We start from the raw sequence: 21,364 nt of genomic DNA, 5'->3' as shown, positions 1-21,364 counted from the left end.
TACGGTAAACTATGCAGCCACTCTATAGGCCTGAAGGCTCTACATCACGTTCGCCAACACTGGGCGGGCTCATTATGCTCATTGGGTTCGTACTCGTCGGGGGCGTTGTCAGTACGTTGCTTCTGTTCGGTATCCTGGCCGTTAGTAAGGGGATGGGGTTCACCCAGGCGCAAACCTACCTGGCTGGTCTGGCGGCTAATCCGAGCGCTTCGCCCAATAGCTGGTATGAGCTCATGACGCTCCAGGCCGTCAATCACATCGGCACGTTTTTTCTGCCCGCTATCGCTTACTGGTATCTCATCGAGCGCCGGACATGGGATCAATTCAATACCCGGCCCGTTTCGGCGGTGGCAGGCATTGGCCTGGTTGGTCTGATCATCATTGCGTTCATGCCTTTCGACGGTCTTATCATCGAATGGAATCAGAACGTGCATTTACCCGAAACGCTGGCGCCCGTTGAGCAGTGGATCCGTGATAAAGAAAAATCGCTGGAGGGGATTACCAAATATTTAACCACGTTCAAGACAACCGGCCAGTTGCTGGTTGCCCTGCTGGTCATTGCCATTATTCCGGGTATTGGCGAAGAGGTTCTTTTTCGGGGTATTCTGCAGCGAAATTTAACGTACTGGACCCGGAATCCTCATGTGGGAATCTGGTTAGCGGCCGCTTTTTTCAGTGCCATTCACGTTCAGTTCCTGGGTTTTTTCCCCCGAATGCTGCTTGGTGCCCTATTTGGTTATCTTTATTTATGGTCAGGCAATTTGTGGGTGCCTATTCTGGCTCACTTCGTTAATAATGGATTTACGGTGCTGATGGTGTATTTATATCAGCAGAAAATTACGTCAATGAATATTGAAAGCCCCGAGTCTGTGCCTATTATCGGTGCTTTAGTTTCGGGCGTTATCACGATAGGCTTACTCTATTATTTTAAGAAAAGTAACGCGGACAGGCCGTTGTTGCACTAGAAATTCGTGCAGTTGATTTATTTTTGACGTTAACCTGCGGTTTTTACCCGCGCCTACCTACGTGACAGAGAACTGGGAATCCATTTATACTACGCCCCTGCCCCACCGGGCCGAACTGGCAAAAGCGTTGCTGCTTGAACATGATATCCCGGCAGTAGTTATCAATAGACAGAGCAGTAGCTACCCGGCCATCGGCCTGGGAAAAAGTGAGGTACACGTACTCACGAAAGACGCGATTCTGGCCAAAGTAATCTTAGAGCATGAAGCAACGTTTAGCTAGTCTAACGAACCTCCAGCAACGCGTTATTGCAGCCGTAGCCGGAGTTCCGTTTATTTTATTCATGATTTGGTATGCCGACTGGACGTTTGCCCTTTTGTTCTGCGTAGTCAGTGCGCTTACTCAGCGGGAGTTCTACCGGCTGCTTGGTCTCGACGGCTTTGAACCGCTAACCGCCTACGGCACCATCGTTGGCGTAATGATCTGTATACTGGCCTATTTCATAGAAACAGACCAGATTGGCACGGGCAACTATTTCATAATCTGCCCCGCTTCGTCGATGATCTTCCTGATTAAGTTGTACAAAAAGCGAGATATGAAGCCATTCACCAATATCGGCTTCACATTCCTGGGCATCATCTACGTAGCCATGCCGTTTGCCTTGCTGATTATTCTGGCGTTGCGGGGTGGTACGTATCATCCCGCCATTATTACCGGCTGCCTGCTGTTGTTATGGGCCAGTGATATTGGGGCTTATTTTGCCGGTACTAAATTCGGCCGTCGGAAGTTATTCGAGCGCGTGTCACCCAAAAAATCGTGGGAGGGCAGTTTAGGCGGGGCCGCTGCAGCCGGGCTCGTGGCCTTAGGACTGGCCTTTTGGGCACCTGAGCTAAAGCCCTGGCAATGGTACTGTGTTGGCGGCATCATCGTTGTAACGGGTACATACGGCGACCTGGTTGAATCCTTATTTAAACGTAGCATCGCCATCAAGGACTCAGGTAGCAGCATTCCGGGACACGGTGGTTTTCTGGACCGATTTGATGGACTGTTACTGGCAGCACCGTTTATTATAACCTTTCTGAAGTTGTTTGCTTAAGGTATATACCCTACGTCTATAAGTACGTCGAAACCCTAATCTTTCTTAAAATTTGGGTAACAGAAACCATATCTTCCCTTTTCCTCGTTTACTTTGTAGATTAGTTCAGCAGGCGTATGAAAAAGTCTTTGACGTTATTGGTGTTTGTTCTGGGGTTATCTGCCGTAGCGGGACTCTTCTCAACCGCGCGGGCGCAGGGTCAGGACCAGCACATAACATTTACTGGTTTCATCACCGGTGGCAAAACCAACGATGCCCTGCCCGGCGCATACATTTACATCCCTAAAGCAGGAAAGGGCGTTTTGTCGGCTCCAAACGGATATTTTGCGCTGCCCGTTTTCCCCGGTGACAGTGTTATTTTCAGTTACGTCGGTTTCAGAACCCAGTACCATATTATTCCCCGCCGGTTAACTGACCTTACTTATTCGGCGGTGGTAGCGTTGCAGGAGGACGTTAAAACATTGGCGGAAGTAAAAGTGTATCCGTATGCAACCGAAGAATTGTTCAAAGAAGCTTTTGTAAATCTGAAGCTTCCTGATGAAAAAGAACGCGAGAACCTGGCCAAAAATATGGACCCGACGGCTATTATGCGTCAGGCTGCTACCATGCCAATGGGAGCGCTGGCGAATCACCAAAACTTCGTTAATCAGCAGTTTTTTGGGCGGGAATCTGTTGCAGGACGTAGCGCAACGCCCACATTCGCCTTTACAAATCCATTTGCCTGGGCCAACTTTATCCGCTCAGTGAAGCGGGGCGATTTGAAGAATAAAGAATGGCGAAGCGAAATAAATAAAGCTCCGCGCGAGAACGTATCAAGAAAAGATATTTTGCAGGACGGCAATTAATAGATCGGACGATTCCATATATAGAGCCGCAACAGGATTGCGGCTTTTTTATGCAGTTTACTACGTATCTGGCAACCAGGCCTTTAGAGTCAAAGTAGCCCCATCAAACACCGCATAGGTTTTGGCCGACATCCACTCGCCCAGATTAACGTAGCGGCTGGTTGGCGACACGTTCAGATCCATCGGCAGATGTCTATGGCCGAAGATATAATAATCATGGTGGGCTTTGGCTTCAATTTCACGGCTGTATATCATAAGCCACTCCCGATCTTCACCAAGAAACTCTTCATCTTCATCGCCCAGATGACTCTCACGACTTTGTTGTGACCAGGCATAGGCGACCCCAATGCCCAGATCGGGGTGAATCCAGCTGAACAGCCAACGGGCAAGCCTGTTTTCAAATACTTTTTTAAGCTGCTTATACATGAAATCATTAGGCCCGAGACCGTCTCCGTGCCCAATCAAAAACCGCTTCCCTCCGATGTCGTACTGGCGCGGTTCCCGATAAACAGGAATACCCATTTCCTTTGTGAAATAGTCAAACATCCACATGTCATGGTTCCCCGTAAAGATCACAATCCGTATGCCCGCATCGGCCAGTTCGGCTAGTTTGCCCTGAAACCGAAGAAAACCTCTTGGAATGGTACGTCTGTATTCAAACCAGAATTCGAATAAATCACCGACGAGAAAAACCACCTCGGCATCGTGACGGATGGCTTCGAGCCAGGCCACAATAGCCCGTTCACGAATAAGACTTTGTTCGGGCGAAGGCGTACCCAGATGAAAATCAGAAGCGAAGTAGGCCTTACGGCCGGGTGCAAGCGGAATGGTTTCGATGTCGGACATGAATACAGAAATACGGGCACAAAACTACGTAACGAATACCGTTCATTAACGCACTTGTTGCCGTTTACTCAGTGAACGGCAACAGCTGTCACAAAAAAAACCACCTTTGCTCAGAACACATAGCATAACTACTCATTATGAAAACGTTTTGCATTAGCCTTCTGCTCATTGGATATATACACTTGGTTCAGGCTCAAGTAACGATCACCGATCCCGGCCGTGTGGTTGAACGTAATGTCGAATACCGTGCCAACAGCAAAATTGATCAGGGTATCAACAAAGGGTTAAACAAGGTTGAAGAAGGCGTCATGGGTATCTTCAAGAAAAAAGACAAATCAAAACCAGCCCAACCCAGCCAGCAAACCGATAATTCGACGACAAATTCAGGGAACAACGCGCCCGCCAGCCAAGCAGGAGGATCGGCCAATTCGGCTCCCGGCCATGACGGAAGTGTCGATCCGCAAACCACGGCCACCTTGAAATCCTACAGCAAATTCGATTTTGTACCAGGCGAGAAAGTCATGGTCGTCGAGGACTTTATGCAGGATGCCATTGGCGATTTCCCCGACAAATGGAACTCGACCGGATCGGGGGAGATCGTGAGCCTTGACGGAAAAACCGGCCATTGGCTAATGGTCAACAAACAAGGGGAGTATCTGCCTGAGTTTATCAATAGTTTGCCCGATAATTTCACCCTGCAGTTTGATTTAGCCGCTAATGAAACGTTCAGTTTCTATTCGTCTTATTTCTGGATCAACCTGGTGTCGATGACCAATCCAGCAAAAGAGTTCACTCAGTGGGGCCGATTCCCTCAACCCACAGAGGGTGTTCGAATTGGCTTGCATCCGCAAAACGCGGGCGGCCCGGAAGCCGGATTAACCGAATTTTTAACCTATTCGAAAGGCGAACAACTACTGAAAAACGAAACCGGATTATACCCATTTTTCGCCAGGACCCGCAACGTGGTGAAAGTAGCCATGTGGCGGCAAAAACAACGGCTGCGGGTGTACGTCAATGAAGCGAAAGTCTGGGATATTCCCCGAGCTTTTCAGACGGGAGTTACCTACAACGGCGTCGTACTGTCGACCGCGGATATGCATAAGGAGGAGGATCGCTACTACATCAGTAATATTCGCCTGGCGGTAGGTGCGCCCGACACACGTAACAAACTTATTACGGAAGGTAAATTCGTAACCAACGGCATTCTATTCGACACGAACTCGGACAAAATCAAGCCTGAATCCTACGGAACATTAAAAGATATTGCCAACGTATTGACTGAAAACGCCGATGTGAGAGTCCGAATCGTTGGCCACACGGACTCCGACGGCGATGATGCCTCAAACATGGCTCTCTCGAAAAAACGGGCGGCTGCCGTAAAAGCAGAATTATCGACAACATTCGGCATTGCTACCGATCGCATGGAAACTGATGGCAAAGGTGAATCGCAACCCGCCGGGTTAAATACTACTCCAGAAGGGAAAGCGAACAACCGGCGTGTCGAATTCATCAAATTATGAGCGTATAAATCACCAGTCGATCCATATCAATCTAATCAATCCTGTCGACCAGCCTGAAAGATGATACGCTGACAACGGGTAACCTAATTACAGCGCTTGCAACCCCATTGGAGCAACCCATTCGCACCGTGGCGGGAAGAACAGGTAGTGGTTTGAGGTCATACGCAACGTAGTGCGCACAGTGCCTATCGAAGAATATCGGAAAAAGATGCGAAAAACATTTGCCTAGCGGTCTCATCGACGGCGAGTGGTGGCGTCTGGATATGACAAAAACATATTGGCGGATAAAATGGTATGTAAGAAAACGCTAATTTTGGGTTTTCTCAAACCATCTTATGAAAATCAAATCACTGATACTGGCCTTTCCCATATTATGCTTAGCCTGTAATAATGACCCAGGCTCCAGCTCTGATCCCGCTAACCACACGGATGCTAATCCTGTTGTGGCGAAACAAGTAGTGGGTGTTCAGGCACTTACGGTAGATGCCCAATATGACGAGGCCTGTACCATACTAGGCGAAGAGTACGTTCGCAGTACGTTCAATCTTCCGGAAGATACTAAACTGGAAGAGGTCAACGGCCACGGCGGATGCGCGTTCGAATGGGCTGGCAATAAAGTAGAGGTTGCTTTCGGTGGCCATAAGCCATTTTCGTCTATTTATCAGGCGGAGTACACCTTCGATAAACTATATCAGGGCAAAGCAGCCGAGGTAATTACGGCGCCAGTAACAGAGACAGCACTCGTTGCCGAAGCCGAAACAGGTCCAGAAACGGAAGGCACTAATTCAGAAGGATCGGCTGCGGATTCAACGCACCACAACACCGATAGCAAACACCCCGACCACGCGGGCGTATCAGCGGCCACTCCTCCCCTCACGGGCCATGCCGTGAGCAAAGGCAATTATAAAGCCATTACGGGCGTAGGCGACAAGGCGGTATGGGATGAGACAACGGGCGCCATGCACGTTCTTTATAACAATCACATTATCAGCGTAACGGTTGAAACAAAAGGTAAAGCTGACGTCAAGAAGGAACAGGCTCAGTCACTGGCAGAAGTTTTAATGGAGAAGATTGCCGCGAATGAATACATCCGTCGGCTGTAATCGACCGACTGATTAAGCATAAAAAAGGCGTGCCACGGTTTAGAACCGTGGCACGCCTTTCTATTTCTTTTTGTGAACTCGCTAAACCGGAATCTGCTCAAACACAACCGCCGGTTGAGTCGAATCCTTGAAAGCTTTCCGGGGACGAATGTTCAACGTCTGGAACAATTGCTGATCGGTATCTTCGCTGGGGTTGGGCGTTGTCAGAAGTTTGTCGCCCGCGAAAATAGAATTAGCCCCTGCCAGGAAACACAATGCCTGTTCTTCAGTAGTCATCCGTACACGTCCGGCGGATAAACGTACCATGGCTTCTGGCATAATGATACGTGCCGTGGCAATCATCCGAATCATTTCCCATACCGACACGCGCGGCTGATCTTCAAGGGGCGTTCCTTCCACCGGCACCAGTGCATTTACCGGCACTGACTCCGGATGTTGTGGCAACGTAGCGAGTGTGTGCAGCATCCCGATCCGATCCATATCGGACTCACCCATGCCGATAATTCCGCCGGAGCAAACCGAGATTCCCGCTTTACGGGCGTGGCCGAGTGTATCCAGGCGATCGTCATACGTACGGGTACTGATGATGTCGCCATAGAATTCTTCACTGGTATCGAGGTTGTGATTATAGGCATACAAACCGGCGTCTTTCAGTTTCTGTGCCTGGCTCTCGGTGAGCATACCGAGCGTACAGCACACTTCAAGGCCCATTTCATTGACGCCCTGCACCATGTCGAGTACTTTATCGAAGTCACGATTATCGCGCACTTCGCGCCAGGCGGCTCCCATACAAAAACGCGTACTGCCGGTATCTTTGGCCCGTTGCGCAGCTGTCAGCACCTCATCGACTTCCATGAGTTTATGCACTTTCACGGCAGTATGATAGCGAGCTGCCTGCGGACAATAGGCGCAATCTTCGGGGCACCCACCTGTCTTAACCGACAGCAACGTACAGACCTGCACTTCCTGCGGATCGTGGTGTTGACGGTGTACTGTTGCGGCCCGATACACAAGGTCCAGAACGGGCGAATTATAGATTTCGGCAATTTCAGCGCGGGTCCAGTCAGTACGAAGAGCAGTCATATAATTGGTAGGTGGTCGCCGGAGCGGTCAATAAATGAAAGTTATGGATCAAAAATAGGTATAAGGGGCAAGACGGGCAAATAGCAGTTGACGGTAAAAGAAGCCGGTTTTCAATCGGTCCGGAAAAGACCGTACGCGGTAGATTCACAGGTCTTGTTTCTTCTGTGACTTTATTCAGGAATTTACGACGTAGATCACGGCTTCTTTCAAATTATCCAGTTAGTTTCGTAAAACCCTAACCCCATGAAAAAGAGAACATTCATTAAGTTATCCTCAACATTAATGGCCGCTCCTATATTTTCGCCCCTGTCGAATTTGTTCGCCAACGACAAATTAAAAAACTGGGCAGGTAATCTCCAGTACAGCACCGACCGACTCTACAAAGCAAACTCCATAAAAGAGGTTCAGGAGTTAGTAAAAAAGTATGAAAAATTAAAAGTACTGGGTACGCGCCATTGCTTCAACAGCATTGCCGATAGTACGCACAATCTCATCTCGCTGAGGGAGATGGACCAGGTAGTGTCACTCGACACAAAAGCGCATACCGTCACCATCGAATCGGGCATGAGTTATGGGCAACTTTGCCCCTATCTGGATAAGAAAGGCTTTGCGTTGCACAATCTGGCGTCACTGCCGCATATTTCCGTAGCGGGTGCCTGCACCACCGCTACGCACGGTTCAGGGGTTAAAAATGGGAACCTGTCGACGGCGGTTTCAGCACTTGAGATCGTTACGGCGGCTGGCGATGTGCGAACACTTTCCCGGACCAAAGACGGTGAAAATTTTCGGGCGGCTGTCGTGGGGCTCGGGGCGTTGGGCGTCGTGACGAAAGTTACCCTCGACCTTCAGCCGACATTCCAGATGCGGCAGTACGTATACGAGAACCTACCCACTGAGCAGCTCAAAGACCATTTTGAAGCGATTATGTCAAGTGGCTACAGTGTCAGTCTATTCACCGACTGGCAGAAGAAACGTATCAATGAGGTCTGGATTAAAAGTAAAGTCGGCAAAGACGATGCGAAAGCCAAACCCGAGTTCTATGGCGCCAAACTCGCCACCAAGAACCTCCACCCCATTGCTGAACTCTCTGCAGTGAACTGTACCGAGCAAATGGGTGTAGCGGGCCCCTGGTATGAGCGCATGCCACACTTCCGCATGGGCTTTACGCCCAGCAGCGGCAAGGAACTACAATCGGAATATTTCGTACCCCGCAAGAATGCGATGGAAGCGATTCTGGCGGTCGAGAAACTACGTGACCACATCAGCCCGCACCTGATGATCTCAGAACTACGCACTATCGACGCCGACAATTTCTGGATGAGCCCCTGCTATAAACAACCCAGTCTGGCCATTCACTTTACCTGGAAACAGGATTGGGCATCGGTCAGGAAAGTGCTGCCGATGATTGAAAAAGAACTGGCTCCTTTTCAGGTGCGCCCGCACTGGGGAAAGCTCTTCACGCTGGCACCCGCTACGTTGCAATCCCGCTACGCCAAGCTGGCCGACTTCAAAGAGTTTGTGAAGGAGTTCGATCCTAAAGGCAAATTCCGCAATGACTTTTTAGACAGGAATCTGTACAGTGCCACGGTATAAAAGAACCGAACAACAGCTCTCCGTTTACCCCTGGCGCTGTGCCAGGGGTAAACGGAGACTATACATTCTCCACCGATAACTGATATGAATCGTTTTTTTACCCTGCTTATTTTCGTTTTGATCACTAGTGGACCCGTTTTAGCCCAGAAGTCCACTATTTTTTACGTACCACTCGAAATTGACTTAACCGTCTCTCCGTCGAATCGCTTGTTTTCGATCGATACGATCGTCAATGCTCGGGCCGATACACTTAGCCGCATTGGCATTTGGCAAAAACCTTCTGGTAAAATCGCCGAACTACAACTCAAGGGTGGTTTTCAGCCAACACTAACCAGTTTCGCCTTTTCTACCCTAACCAATTTCGACAATAAATACCCCCGGTATGCCCTGGTTATCCAAGAGTTCGACATTAACAGCACGTACGAAAACACCCGTTTTGAACTTGCGGTTACGTTCTCTAAAAGCAGCAACAGTAATCGTCAGCTGGTGCCAGTCTATAAAGCTGATATTATTATAGATAATACCAACGCATCCTTAACGGAAGTGCTCAAAAAAGGCTTGGCCAAAGCGTTTCTTAAGTTTAATGAGTACCTAACTGACCCCAGCAACGTACCAGCGGTTCACAGTGATTTTGTGTTAGAGGCTGCTAAAGCGGCTCAAGACTTAAGTCTTACAAAAGCTGCATACGATAGTGCCCGCACTGACGAGGATGATCTGCTACGTTGCACCCAACTCAGGCCGGGTATCTACCAAAATTTCAATGAGTTAAAAAGAAATCGACCATCACTCATCGGCGATTTAAACATTCAGGAGAAGAATAACTTTGCAACGCTGAGAAAACCGTCTGGATCACGGGCTAAGCACCGTTTTTTTGGTTACTGCAACGGTAAAGACCTCTTTATCAGCACTGGCCTTTACCAGACCAATACGCTTATTCGACGGTATGCCAGAGTAAAGAGTGTTGGACGATATCTTTTGTGGATCGATAATTACGTCACCACTGGAGAAATGATTGGTGCATCATTCGGGCTAATTGGCGCATTAGCGTCCTCCGCTTCCTACAAAGATTGTATCGCGCTGGATATGCAAACAGGCGGAATCCTGATGGTAACGAAAGATAAATTACCTCAGATGTTGGCGGGTCACGATGATTTACTAGCCGAGCTGGCAGCCATGACCAATCAAAAAGACGAACAGCAACAGTTCGATTTGCTCGATAAATTGAACCAACGTAGTCGCACACTGGCAACGCACTAATTTTTTAGCCATTCCGCCACATTCATCAAAAGAGTTATCGTTCGTTTGCCAAGTGTTAACGAGCGATAACTCTTTACTTAACCACACTTTTCACCTCAAACATAACCCGCTGGCTTCCGGCAGATCCGTCTTTGGATAGGCCATTGACTTCTACGAGATACGTGCCGGGCTGGTCGGAGGTATAGAATTCAGTGCGAGTATGGCCGCTTGCATCGGTTTGCAAATTCGGATCCCAGTAGAGTAACGTTCGGCCGTCGGGCAGGCGACTTTCGAGCTGTTTGGCCGTATCGTAACGAGGGCTGTAAAACTCCCGTTGTAGCTGTAACCCATCGTAGTCCAGCTTTAGCAGGCGAGTATCCAGCGGAAAACCCGCCAGATCACCTTTGTAGGTCATCAGGCTGATAATACCGTTAAACATAACCGGCCCCATCAGATACCGATTCGTCACTACGTCTAATTTCTGCACTTTCAGCGGGCTGAACTCAATGACCTTGTCCATGTCGAAAATGGGCACGCCGTCAAGCATGACCAATGACAGTTCATCGAAAATTTCCCGATATGGTTCATTGAGTACGTGTAGTTGAAAATGACCCTGCTTTTTACGGGGCATCACGCCCAGCACATACTCACGCAGCACCTCTTCCATCCGGGGAAAACGTGTGTAAGCATCCAGCAGATAACTCTCCTTTCCTTTCCCATAGAAAGCTGAGCTATCGACCGTCGGATAGTGATACTGGATGGCCCGGTCACCCCAATACGTACTCTGTACTTGCATCGCCACCGATCGACTTAGCAATTGATCGGTCAACGATTCAGAAACAGGCGGTTCTGGCAAGGATACCTTCGTAGCTACCGAAAACGGGCTATTGATACGTAGCGTTTTAAGGCTATCGGCCGGATTCGTCTGCGCAATCAGGCTTTTAGCCCCATAAAAATCCTGCATTTCAAAGCGTATTTTTCCAGCCAGATCACTACGGGAAACGTATAGCCGAACGGGCTTGCCAGGCGTCGACAGATACGTCAGTATGTCAGGCACGGGCTTTCCCGATGACGGATCAGTCACGCTTCCCTCAACGATTGGCCCATTATGTTCAGGCAAAAATTGAAACATTGACCGGCGGGCTACCGACGACGGAGAACCGCCGGTATTCTTCAGCACATCCTCCCAGCGAAACCGGCGCCAGCCGTGCGTCAACATCAGATTGTCCGTGGCTTCCCGCATCTCAGGCGTTTCAGGTTGGAGATAATAGTCTGGCGATTCAATTGGTCCTGGCAAGTCAGAGGTCATCCATAAATAACTCAGGATATTTTCTGAACTGACGGAATTCAGCGAATCGAGTCGGTAAACGGCCATCGACAGGGAAGCCCGATTCGCATTGGCAGCAGCCGTCTGGACGCTCGCTTCTACCGCAACTTTATTCCGGTAGGCATAGCCTTTCTGGTCCGTTTTGAGTGAAATGGCTAACGGCTGAGTCGGTCGTTTAAAGTACAATCGTTCACAAACCGGCTTGCGGTCAGCATCAAAAATCGTTAGGTGTGAGACGCCTTCACCCAGGGCTTTTTTATCGACCAGAAAGGTCGCTTCGCGCTGAATGGGCCGTACATCCGCTACGTCGATTACCTGTCGGGTATGCGCCAGGAGATACACCGCCGATGGCGACGCTACGTTCGTACTGACGGTGATTTTCAGTTGATCAGCACTGGCATCTTCCAGCCGCATGGCATAGCCCTGTGGGTAAATAGTCGGCAGCGGGTGGGTAAATGAGCGCCCTTTTTCGTCGGCCACCACCACGCGATACGTTACGTTCTCTGCTGGCGTGAACGTGAAATGACCCATGCCAAACTTGTGCGAAGCAAACCGGACAAGTGTATCATTTTGCGCGTTCAGCAACCAGCCCCGAACAGCAACACTTCGTCCGGCGTCATCGGCCACTTTAAATGCTACCTTGCTGGAAATTCCCTGCACCAGGTTGCCGCCTTCGGGAAAAAGCTGAATCATATAGTCGGCTCGCTCCTTAAGCGCTGGCAACCCTAATCGTTTAAACGTGTTAACAATCGTCAGTTTTTTTTCAAAGAAATAATCCGCGCTGAAATTTTTCATCCAGTTAGTATAGGCTCGCAGCCGATACGTACCCGACGACATTGAGGCAGGCAAAAACAACGTACCATCTCCTCCGCCAGAGGTCATCGCCACTTTCGTTTGCAAGACGGCTTTCCCTTCCTGATCAAGTACCTCCAGATACGCCACGTTGCTCAGATCGATCGGCTGGTGGAATGAACCGTCAACGTAGTAGAGTTTAAACCACATGGTTTCGCCGGTGAGGTAAAAACCCTGATCGGTATGCACGAACAACTTTTCAGCCAGCGCCTGTCGACGATACGTATCAAACGACTGCACCAGCGTATTGACCGAAGCGGGCGTTTGCCCATATCCCCACAAGCTGCTCATAAGCAGCACAATAGACAGGAAGTGTTTTATGAATACGTGCATAGAAAATTGTATCTCTGGATACGGTCTACTCTACTGGTCACTCCCAAAAAGCTGGTTTTGTCGTAACGCCCCCGCGCATCCGGCAATCGAGACAGTCAATGGGATTGGTCAGGTATGTACCTGGTTCAAAAAGCGTGATTATTCCGGGCTGCTTATCCCGTATTTCTGCCAGACTCAACGTATCGACTTGAGTATAACAAGCCTCATAGCCCGTGGTTACGGCCAATTGTGGTAGCTGAGCCCGCTTAATAAAAATTCGCTTACTGGTTACGGTTCCCACGCGAAAGAACCCCAGGACAAGATCGCCGGGGTTGGTTGACGAGTGAAAATTTCCGGTAATCTGCGTTGGCTGCGGATCAAAAATCGACCCGATACTCTGCGTTAGTTTGGCCAACTGGTCATAATAATCGTACCCAGCCTGACTTAATGCGTATTGCCGGACCAGGATACTGTACTTACTCTGCAATTTCAACGACGACCCCGTTACGGTCGTCAAGGGAAACTTATTGACAATGTCTTTACTGAGCCGGGCCGTTGACGAGAGAATGATATTTTTCGACGTTGCACTTCCCCAGCAATGGTAAATATCCTCCGTTCGGTTGAGGATATTTCTGGTTTTAGGGTCATATACATACGAGGAATAGAAGGCAGACGTGTACTCCCAGGTTTCGTCGAATTCCCAGCGGTAATAATGCGTGTTATTGTTCGGATCATGCGTATTCACATGTACATGTACCCCTTCATTATCGACATACCAGCCGACACTGTCGATGGGTGGCGTGGTGACAACCGGTACGTAGTCAGAGTAATAGTCCAAACCTTTAGCCGTCTTAATGTGCAACCGATACGTTTCGCTGGACAGGGGCGTCACGCCCGACAGCGTATACAGTCCACCAGTGGCTTCCGTAAGGGCGTAACTGGCATTGTGCGCACTTTCGATGGTCACTTTCGCCCTTGTCTCGGCCGTTGGCGCTTTGGGGTCCGTCAGATTCTGCGTCCGGGACAATTGAATGGTCGTTGTGTTTCCGGGTGCACTATCAAAAAAACCATTGACCACAAGGTAGCTATCCGGCGAGGCAATTTCGGGTGGCCGATACGGATCGACGCACCCCCCAACAAGGGCGATCATCAACCAGCCAAGAGCCTGTTTATAAATCTTATTTTTCATACGCCAAAAAGGTCTTTTAACACAGAGCCAATGGAGAAATACAGAGATTCACAGAGAAAAAGAATTAGAGAAACCTCTGTGAATCTCCATGTTTGCTCCGTTTACTCTGTGTTAAAAATCATTATTCTTAAAATCTGAAATTGTACGTAATTGACGGGATGGGCTGGCCAAAAATGGACAATTGATACCCATTAATAACGCCATTCTCTGATTTGAAATAAACCGAATATGCATTGTGCCGGCCCGTCAGGTTATACACGGCCAGCGTCCAGGAGCTATGCGCCAGCTTTCTGACTTTATGATTCCCTTCAATGTTCATCGCAAAATCGGCGCGGTAATAGTCGGGAATCCGGTACTGGTTCCGCTCGGAATACAGTAAGCGTAATGAATTATCGACCGTGTATTTAGCCACGGGCAACGTAATGGGCCGCCCGGTGCTGTACGTAAAATTTAATGACAGGCTGAATCGTCGGTTAATTTTATAATTTCCGATCATCGTTACGTCGTGCGGCTTGTCGTAACTGCTGGGGTAATACTCGCCTTTATTGATGACGTCGGAACCGATCTGTCCGTTCGTTCGCAACAACGTCCGGGCATAGGTGTAGCTCAGCCAGCCGTTCAGTTTGCCCGTCATCTTTTTCACCAGAAACTCAATTCCATACGCCTTTCCCTGGGCGCTCACGACGTCGGTTTCGATGTGGTGATTTAAAATCAACGTAGCACCGCTCCGGTAATCGAGCATGTTCTGCATGGTTTTGTAATACGCTTCAACCGACATTTCGACGGTGTTGGTCCGGTTGTTTTTATACAGGCCAACCGCGTACTGATCACCAAGTTGCGGAGCGATGTTCGGATCGCTCAGTTTCCAGATGTCGGTGGGCGAAATAACGGTGGTGTTCGACAGCATCTGAATGTACTGCCGGGTCCGGTTGAAACTCGCTTTCACCGAAGCTGATGACGACAGCGAATACCGCAAAGAGAATCGGTACTCGGGTCCGTGATACGTCTTGATCGGTTGATTATTCCGGTAAGTAAGCGTATCGGTAATGGTGCCAACCGCTTTAGGAAAACCCGGTACGTATTGATATACCGAGTGCGGCCCTAAATACGTATAGAGCGAGTACCGAAGTCCGCCACTGATCGACAGCTTGGGGTTTATGTCGAACCGATCGCCAATATAGACCGCACTTTCCAGCCCTTTTTCGTTGGCCACTACGTCGGCAACAATCAGCGATTCGTTGCCTTTGGGCTGAAAATCACCCGGCGAAAGGTTGTAATGCGTGGCACTGATACCAAAATCAACGGCGTGCTGATTGGTCGGGTAAAAATTAAAATCGGCTTTGAGCTGCGACTGATTGATGGCGAAATCCAGTTGATAAGCCGTGAGTGGGTTTTTCTCGCTCGAAACGCTGTATTTATAGCCGCTGTAACTTGCCGTATAAACGCTGTACAGCTTGTTTGTGAAAACGTGTTTCCACTTCAACGTAGCGACCTGATTCTGATACCGGTAGGACGTATCGCTGTTGAGCCGGAAGCGATCGCGACTCATGTAGCCGGTCAGATAGATCGTGTTCTTCTCGTTAAAATCGTGCGTCACGTGCAGATTCAGATCATAGAATTGAGCCTGACTTTTCTGAAACGAAGCGTTCTGCAATTGCTTCAGCAGCCAATCTGAATAGGTTGTCCGGACGCCAATAATGAAGGAAGTTTTATCCTTAATCAACGGGCCCTCCAGCGTTAATCGCCCGGTTAACAGACCAATACCACCCGAGCCGATCAACTTCTTTTTGTTTCCATCACGCGTTTGCACGTCCAGCACCGACGACAACCGGCCACCGAAACGGGCCGGAATGGCACTTTTATAAAGTTCGGCGCTTTTAATCATGTCGGGGTTAAAAGCAGAGAAGAATCCGAACAGGTGCGATGAATTATAGATCGGTGCATCGTTGTAGAGGATCAGATTCTGGTCGGTGGCGCCCCCGCGAACGTTGAGACCCGTTGAACTTTCGCCAACGGTTTTTACACCGGGCAACGTCTGAATGACACGTAGCAGATCGGCCTCACCCAGTGCCGTTGGCACTTGCTTGATGCTCTTGATATCGACTCGCTCCTGCCCCATCTGAATGCCCGCGATATTGGCATCTTTTTCGGCTTCGATCACTACCTCTTTCAGCGCAATGACATCGTCTTCCATCTCGATGTCGAACTTCCCATCGCCGTAAATTACAATCCGTCGTCGGGCATCTTTCAGGCCGATGCTCCGCAATTTCAGGTCATGACGACCGCGGGGTAACGTAATGGCATACGACCCAAACTGGTCGGTAACAGTGCCCAGGCGGGGATTTTCAATGTAGACAGCCGCGCCCACAATCGGCTCGCCCGACGCTACGTTCCGAACGTACCCATTAACGGTAGACCGCCCTGGCCGGATTGGAGTGGTTCGTTTACCGATTTCGTAGAGCTTCGTTTCGGGCTCTACGCGCTTTTTCTGGCTTTCTGTCAGATAGGCTGCGCTGGTCGAATCCGTTTCTGAATCAGATGATCCGCGCAGAAAGAACCCAATGGGCAATTCGGTACGTATCGGCCGATTGACGGTGACGTATACACGCTGCTGATTATCAATGGAGAACGAGAATTTAGTTCCCTCGAAAAGCTGCCGGAGAACCGTCCTGAGTGGTTGTTTATCAATGCGTAGGTCAACAACCAGGCTGTCGACATCGGCTGGATTGTAGAAAAAATGATAGTTCGTTTGGCCCTCTATAGTTCGAACGAACTGGTCAAAACGTTGATTCGTAAAATCACCACTGATTGATTTTTCGGCGGGTACCTGCCCGAATCCATTCGTCAGGCAACAAACTACCCCCAGGAACAACAGCGCAATACGGTAAAGTTGAGCCATAATCAATGTGTTAATTCATCATACCGTTGCGTAATTCGGATAATTGTCTGCTCGCGGGAATCATCTTTAAATTTCAGCCGGTTCGCACGTACAAACTTCTTCAAGACTTTTGCCTGATCAGGAAATAGATCCAGCACAGATTTCTTGGTTTTTACTTCGAAAAACGCACCGTCTTTCTGAATGACAAAGCTGTCTTTCTGTAGGTAATCGGCTTTGTAAGCGCCACTCGAAATATCTTCATAAACGGTTTTAAGTCGTTTGGCCAGCGCTTTTACGGTTCCGTTATAGATGATTTCATAAAAGCCCGTACGGATACCAGCCACACTATCCTCCACAAGGCGGGTAAACTGGTGCTTTCCCAACGAAAAGGCGGCAATTTTATCCGTATGCAAGGTAAGTCGGTAGCCCCCATCCGGCGGCTGAATGGCCAGTTCATCCCGATTGATGTCATACAGCATGTTCACGTTTCGATACAACACACCCCTATAATTGACGCTTCCCGCTTGTATCGTATCAGTTAGGTAGTACGGATGAACTTGTATGCGGGGATCATGATTGATGTATTGATTACCTTCGTATACATGGGACTGCAGTTTTAAGGATCGTTCATACAGATCAATCGCCTGGTTTTTAGCCATTCCGACAAATGAACTGTCGACTCTTGCCGTCTGCCCAACCGCATAGTTACCTAGCGAGAGAACAAGGAGTATAGCGAACGTAGCCTGCATATGTTTACGACCACGCTGATCAGTCAACGTAGCTTTTAGCCCAGAGAAAATGGCGAGATTAGCGTTCAACGTATGTAAGGGAGCAACATACAACTAAAGACTGGATTGCCCAATACTTACTTTGCATTTCCCTTCTTTCCAGACGCAGGCCAACTAGCCACTATATTACTGGAGTCAATTTTGATTAGCACTAAGCAAATAGCGATGAGTTCGAAACCTGACGTGTTTCAAACTCATCATCGCTCCATCAGGAACAAAACTGCTATTCGGCCACTTTATTCCCGCTCCAATTCATCATTCGGCTCCCAAAGCTCAATAATATTGCCTTCCAGGTCGAGCACATGCACGAATTTACCATAGTCATACTCGGCTATTTCATCAACAATAGTCACATTCTCCCGTTTCAGTTCATCAACCAGCGCAGCTATATTTTCGACCCGGTAATTGATCATAAAAGGCTTTGCCGACGGATTGAAATAGTCTGTCTCATTCGGGAACGCACACCAGGCGGTCGATCCTTTTCTTGACGGATCATCAGCCTGCCGCCACTCAAACGTGGTCCCATATTCGCCGGTAGTCAACCCCAGGTTTCTGGCATACCACTCGTTCATGCTTTTTGGGTCGTTGCATTTAAAAAATATGCCACCCAAGCCCGTTACTTTGTTCATAGTAGTCTATTCTAGTATTACCTGCACACATGAAGATACAAGGTATAGTTTATTTACTATCCTCACTCCGCTCATGAGCCCGTTTTTGACTAGAGATTAACGTTAAACGGGTCTTCACTTTATTGATGGGCATATATCGTATTCAGACTGTCCTGAAAGACACGTCGATACACACCTATTTGCGCAGGCGCATTGACGGGTATATCATAACTGGCATTCAAGCGGTGATCACTAATGATATACGCTACGTTATCCTGAGCCGCCTGTTGAAAAAAAGTATCCAGAGGTATAGTTCCTTTTTCTTTTTCGAGGAAATAATAATAGGTCAATCCCAGGATTTTATATTTATCCATCTGGCCAAAGAAGAATTCTATTGGCGCAATCACCTTCGTTTGTTTATGCGGCATATAGCTGGCCAATAGTGCGTTATGCACGTCAGTATCGGCAGTATTTTTATTCTCCGTTATCACGAAACCGAACTGTATACATGAAATAAGTCCATATATAATAAGCAGAACCTGACTAGTTCGTTTTTGCCATGCTGGCTGAAGCGGAAGGTAGCTTACCAACCATCCAGCGCTCAGAATAGCCAACCAGGGCACGAATAGTAGAAAATAAATATCAGTGATACTTTTAGTCAGTAGCCAGAAAGAAGTAATCAAAAGTAGTGTATACAGGAAAACAGGTTCTGCCCAATGGATGTGCTTCCTGAAGGCAATGCCGCACAGGATCACCAGGGCCGTTAGCGCAATCTCATTCTGGCCATAGAAAAAAATTTGATGGTAATCCATCAGGACAGAAAGTTTGTCGGACAGGTGTAGGTTTTGTTGAGTAGCCGGATCATTAAGAAACTGCTTTATCAGTACCGATATAGTACCATCAAGCAGGGCATCCAGTCCGTATAAACTTAGTGTTAAAGCCCCCGCTATCGAAAACAAAAAGGCTAAACGCCAGCCCAGTTTGACAAAAAGCCAGATCGCTCCGGCTAGCAAATAAATTATACCATTAAGATGCGTTAAGGCTGACAGGCCAGCCAATAGACCTGCCAGTATTGGTCTGGGTCGAGACGAACGACCGGGCGGGTCAAGTGCCAGATAGGAGGCAAAACCCAGGGCCATACACATGGTTTCGGGCCTGTTAACGGATATGTACCGAATGAGGGTCCCACAGCCAAAATACAGGAAGATAGATAACCATTGTTGCTCGCGGACGGTGGACCTACCGTGTAGCCATACCAGATACCCGCCAAGTAAGCCAAAGAGGATAGCTACGAGTTTGCTGGTGAATACGGTTACGCCCGTAATAGCCATTACGAATGCGCCTGCATACACAAATAGTTTATGAAACACATAAATCCCGTTCTCCCACCCATTGTACCCACGGAACAATTCAGATCGTACCTGCCCGTCTTGTATAAGCCAATAGGATTGTTCGGCAAACCAGGCTTCATCATAGTACTCGGCTCGATGGAAAAAAGTAATGAATAGACCTGCCAGAAGTAAGAGAATGGCCGTTTGGTACGTACGTAATGGGAAAACTATAAACTTCATAGTGAGCGTAAAATCTCACCAAAACTAATGACAAGTATTTTAAGTCACTAGTTTACAAATACCTATACGGCGATATGTCCTGGTTGCAGCGATCAGAATAAAAACGCCAGCCTGTTTTCTGGCAAGGTAGCCAACTAACAACGTTCACGTTTTTTACCAAATTTGTTCTGGCTGTCGTAGGCCAGCCCCAGCCCAACGCTGGAAAGCTTATTCTCGTCGGCAATGGCTGCGTTGGGGAAGAGTCGCTTAAATTCGGCTTGCACGGAGTAGACTTCAGTGGTGCCGCCGGTGAGAATAACCAGGTCAATGTCTTCGTTTCGGACGCCAGCCTCCATCAGGCATTGTCTGGCCGACGCGGCAATTTTATCGACGTCCTCCCGTATGGCCTCTTCGAAAACACTACGTTGTATGGCTATAGAGAAGTCGGCCTCGATAAAATCGAATATGGTTTTATACTCGTACTGGTCAGAAAGGGCAATTTTCGCGCCCTCGGCAGCCGCTAAAAGCGTGTGGCCGGTTTCATGTTCAAGCACATTCAAAAGCCGTCGGTACCGCTTTTTGTCGTGCGATTGATGGAGCAACTGCCGAACCTGCTGGATAATTTTGGGCGTGTACAGGAAGTTGACTTTACTCCATTCGGCCAGGTCATGAAATGGTTTTAAGGGGACTTCCAGGAATTTTTCACCGTATGTGCTCCGATAGCCCAGTTCGGGCATGATGGCCGCCAGGCTCAACTCTTTATCAAAATCATTGCCCCCAACCCGAATACCCGTATTCGCCAGAATATCCGAGGTCCGATCTGCTTTATGAATGTACTTATTCGATAACCTGATTACGGTGAAGTCGGACGTACCACCGCCCAGATCGGCAACAATCGCCAATCTCTCCCCGCTTAGCTGGGCTTCGTGCGCAAAGGCCGCGGCAATGGGTTCAAACTGAAATTCGATGTGTTTAAAGCCAATCCGCTGCGCAATTGCTCGCAGTTCGTCCTGCGCCCTGGCATCGGCCGCCGGATCATTATCCACAAAATGGACGGGTCGGCCCATCACTACGTGCTCCAGTTCCTGACCTGCAACGGCATCCGCTTTATTTTTTAGTTGCTTTAGAAAGGACGTGATGATGGACGTAAAATTCATCGAAGCGCCATTCACGAGCGTCCCCTGTTTCATGAGGGACGTACCCAGCACCCGCTTCAAACTCCGCATGAAACGACCGTCCTGCCGATCGAAGAATAAATTAACGGCCATGCGGCCATAGAAAGCCTTATTGTCGCTACGCTGGAAGAAAATGGCGCTGGGAATGGTTACCTGGGCGTTTTCAACAGGAACAAGGCTGATTTCCCCGTCTTTATCAATGGCTATGCTTGAATTTGATGTACCAAAATCTATGCCGCAAGAAATTGTTGTCATTCCGGTTTGTCTCAGATGTCATCGTGCAGAACTTCTCAGGATCAACTGCTTATGGTCACAAAGAAGCGGGTATTCACGACTTTTGATGGATAAAAGGGCGCAAATCTACGTTTAAAACCTGATTCTGGCACTAAACGCCTTGATC

Annotated in this window: 17 protein-coding genes; 8 read left to right on the top strand and 9 right to left on the bottom strand. The window is 48.6% G+C overall.

The window, feature by feature from the left end:
- The first annotated feature begins 74 nt into the window (after positions 1 to 74).
- The 4 genes from ACYVEA_RS12150 to ACYVEA_RS12135 all read left to right on the top strand — a co-directional run bounded on the left by ACYVEA_RS12150 (position 75) and on the right by ACYVEA_RS12135 (position 2,904).
- Positions 75 to 965, top strand: a complete 891-nt coding sequence (locus tag ACYVEA_RS12150; protein ID WP_461114079.1) for a lysostaphin resistance A-like protein — start codon at positions 75 to 77, stop codon at positions 963 to 965.
- A gap of 61 nt (positions 966 to 1,026) precedes the next feature.
- Entirely contained in the window at positions 1,027 to 1,245 is a 219-nt protein-coding gene (locus ACYVEA_RS12145) for a putative signal transducing protein (protein ID WP_093824578.1), read from the top strand.
- Positions 1,226 to 2,059, top strand: a complete 834-nt coding sequence (locus ACYVEA_RS12140) for a phosphatidate cytidylyltransferase (RefSeq protein ID WP_093824576.1) — start codon at positions 1,226 to 1,228, stop codon at positions 2,057 to 2,059. The genes ACYVEA_RS12145 and ACYVEA_RS12140 overlap by 20 nt, the downstream gene beginning before the upstream one ends.
- Positions 2,060 to 2,175: 116 nt before the next feature.
- Positions 2,176 to 2,904 (top strand): carboxypeptidase-like regulatory domain-containing protein, encoded by a 729-nt coding sequence (locus ACYVEA_RS12135; protein ID WP_461113688.1) that lies wholly within the window; start codon positions 2,176 to 2,178, stop codon positions 2,902 to 2,904.
- A 60-nt stretch (positions 2,905 to 2,964) separates the two neighbouring features.
- Here ACYVEA_RS12135 and ACYVEA_RS12130 read toward each other — a convergent pair whose 3' ends face one another.
- Positions 2,965 to 3,750 (bottom strand): UDP-2,3-diacylglucosamine diphosphatase, encoded by a 786-nt coding sequence (locus tag ACYVEA_RS12130; RefSeq protein ID WP_461113687.1) that lies wholly within the window; start codon positions 3,748 to 3,750, stop codon positions 2,965 to 2,967.
- A 137-nt stretch (positions 3,751 to 3,887) separates the two neighbouring features.
- Here ACYVEA_RS12130 and ACYVEA_RS12125 point away from each other — a divergent pair, with 137 nt between their 5' ends.
- Both ACYVEA_RS12125 and ACYVEA_RS12120 read left to right on the top strand, forming a co-directional pair.
- Complete coding sequence (locus ACYVEA_RS12125; RefSeq protein WP_461113686.1) at positions 3,888 to 5,270, top strand: OmpA family protein; 1,383 nt, start codon at positions 3,888 to 3,890, stop codon at positions 5,268 to 5,270.
- A gap of 335 nt (positions 5,271 to 5,605) precedes the next feature.
- Positions 5,606 to 6,373: a hypothetical protein gene (locus ACYVEA_RS12120; RefSeq protein ID WP_461113685.1), complete on the top strand. Its 768-nt coding sequence runs from the start codon at positions 5,606 to 5,608 to the stop codon at positions 6,371 to 6,373.
- 81 nt (positions 6,374 to 6,454) lie between these two features.
- Here ACYVEA_RS12120 and bioB read toward each other — a convergent pair whose 3' ends face one another.
- Complete coding sequence (gene bioB, locus ACYVEA_RS12115) at positions 6,455 to 7,456, bottom strand: biotin synthase BioB (RefSeq protein ID WP_461113684.1); 1,002 nt, start codon at positions 7,454 to 7,456, stop codon at positions 6,455 to 6,457.
- Positions 7,457 to 7,699: 243 nt separating this feature from the next.
- Between bioB and ACYVEA_RS12110 the strand changes: the two genes are divergently transcribed.
- Positions 7,700 to 9,049 carry a D-arabinono-1,4-lactone oxidase gene (locus ACYVEA_RS12110; RefSeq protein WP_461113683.1) on the top strand — a complete coding sequence of 450 codons (1,350 nt, stop codon included), beginning with the start codon at positions 7,700 to 7,702 and terminating at the stop codon, positions 9,047 to 9,049.
- An 84-nt stretch (positions 9,050 to 9,133) separates the two neighbouring features.
- Positions 9,134 to 10,306 carry a DUF6563 family protein gene (locus ACYVEA_RS12105; RefSeq protein ID WP_461113682.1) on the top strand — a complete coding sequence of 391 codons (1,173 nt, stop codon included), beginning with the start codon at positions 9,134 to 9,136 and terminating at the stop codon, positions 10,304 to 10,306.
- 73 nt (positions 10,307 to 10,379) lie between these two features.
- Here ACYVEA_RS12105 and ACYVEA_RS12100 read toward each other — a convergent pair whose 3' ends face one another.
- From ACYVEA_RS12100 to ACYVEA_RS12070, 7 genes are all read right to left on the bottom strand, one after another.
- Positions 10,380 to 12,797 carry a hypothetical protein gene (locus ACYVEA_RS12100; protein WP_461113681.1) on the bottom strand — a complete coding sequence of 806 codons (2,418 nt, stop codon included), beginning with the start codon at positions 12,795 to 12,797 and terminating at the stop codon, positions 10,380 to 10,382.
- Positions 12,798 to 12,834: 37 nt separating this feature from the next.
- A complete protein-coding gene (locus tag ACYVEA_RS12095) occupies positions 12,835 to 13,965 on the bottom strand; it encodes a DUF4249 domain-containing protein (protein ID WP_461113680.1) in 1,131 nt (376 codons plus the stop codon).
- 127 nt (positions 13,966 to 14,092) lie between these two features.
- The gene (locus ACYVEA_RS12090; RefSeq protein WP_461113679.1) at positions 14,093 to 16,864 is read right to left on the bottom strand and encodes a carboxypeptidase-like regulatory domain-containing protein; all 2,772 of its coding nucleotides are present in this window, start codon (positions 16,862 to 16,864) and stop codon (positions 14,093 to 14,095) included.
- A 2-nt stretch (positions 16,865 to 16,866) separates the two neighbouring features.
- A complete protein-coding gene (locus tag ACYVEA_RS12085; protein WP_461113678.1) occupies positions 16,867 to 17,661 on the bottom strand; it encodes a hypothetical protein in 795 nt (264 codons plus the stop codon).
- A 206-nt stretch (positions 17,662 to 17,867) separates the two neighbouring features.
- The gene (locus tag ACYVEA_RS12080) at positions 17,868 to 18,260 is read right to left on the bottom strand and encodes a VOC family protein (RefSeq protein ID WP_461113677.1); all 393 of its coding nucleotides are present in this window, start codon (positions 18,258 to 18,260) and stop codon (positions 17,868 to 17,870) included.
- A 119-nt stretch (positions 18,261 to 18,379) separates the two neighbouring features.
- The gene (locus ACYVEA_RS12075; RefSeq protein WP_461113676.1) at positions 18,380 to 19,810 is read right to left on the bottom strand and encodes an ArnT family glycosyltransferase; all 1,431 of its coding nucleotides are present in this window, start codon (positions 19,808 to 19,810) and stop codon (positions 18,380 to 18,382) included.
- Between the two features lie 134 nt (positions 19,811 to 19,944).
- Positions 19,945 to 21,219, bottom strand: coding sequence for an Hsp70 family protein (locus tag ACYVEA_RS12070; protein WP_461113675.1), 1,275 nt, complete (start codon positions 21,217 to 21,219; stop codon positions 19,945 to 19,947).
- Positions 21,220 to 21,364 lie beyond the last annotated feature (145 nt).

This window comes from Spirosoma jeollabukense (assembly GCF_054777855.1).
The sequence above is the reverse complement of the archived record's forward strand: the minus strand, read 5'-3'. Positions and strand labels throughout refer to the sequence as shown.

Bases quoted from the DNA above. Each gene is read 5' to 3' on its own strand.
- ACYVEA_RS12135 (WP_461113688.1), top strand. From the start codon at position 2,176: ATGAAAAAGTCTTTGACGTTATTGGTGTTTGTTCTGGGGTTATCTGCC.
- ACYVEA_RS12100 (WP_461113681.1), bottom strand. From the start codon at position 12,797: ATGCACGTATTCATAAAACACTTCCTGTCTATTGTGCTGCTTATGAGC.
- ACYVEA_RS12095 (WP_461113680.1), bottom strand. From the start codon at position 13,965: ATGAAAAATAAGATTTATAAACAGGCTCTTGGCTGGTTGATGATCGCC.
- ACYVEA_RS12070 (WP_461113675.1), bottom strand. From the start codon at position 21,219: ATGACAACAATTTCTTGCGGCATAGATTTTGGTACATCAAATTCAAGC.
- ACYVEA_RS12125 (WP_461113686.1), top strand. From the start codon at position 3,888: ATGAAAACGTTTTGCATTAGCCTTCTGCTCATTGGATATATACACTTG.
- ACYVEA_RS12080 (WP_461113677.1), bottom strand. From the start codon at position 18,260: ATGAACAAAGTAACGGGCTTGGGTGGCATATTTTTTAAATGCAACGAC.
- ACYVEA_RS12090 (WP_461113679.1), bottom strand. From the start codon at position 16,864: ATGGCTCAACTTTACCGTATTGCGCTGTTGTTCCTGGGGGTAGTTTGT.
- ACYVEA_RS12110 (WP_461113683.1), top strand. From the start codon at position 7,700: ATGAAAAAGAGAACATTCATTAAGTTATCCTCAACATTAATGGCCGCT.
- ACYVEA_RS12075 (WP_461113676.1), bottom strand. From the start codon at position 19,810: ATGAAGTTTATAGTTTTCCCATTACGTACGTACCAAACGGCCATTCTC.
- ACYVEA_RS12130 (WP_461113687.1), bottom strand. From the start codon at position 3,750: ATGTCCGACATCGAAACCATTCCGCTTGCACCCGGCCGTAAGGCCTAC.
- ACYVEA_RS12105 (WP_461113682.1), top strand. From the start codon at position 9,134: ATGAATCGTTTTTTTACCCTGCTTATTTTCGTTTTGATCACTAGTGGA.
- ACYVEA_RS12120 (WP_461113685.1), top strand. From the start codon at position 5,606: ATGAAAATCAAATCACTGATACTGGCCTTTCCCATATTATGCTTAGCC.
- ACYVEA_RS12150 (WP_461114079.1), top strand. From the start codon at position 75: ATGCTCATTGGGTTCGTACTCGTCGGGGGCGTTGTCAGTACGTTGCTT.
- bioB (WP_461113684.1), bottom strand. From the start codon at position 7,456: ATGACTGCTCTTCGTACTGACTGGACCCGCGCTGAAATTGCCGAAATC.
- ACYVEA_RS12140 (WP_093824576.1), top strand. From the start codon at position 1,226: ATGAAGCAACGTTTAGCTAGTCTAACGAACCTCCAGCAACGCGTTATT.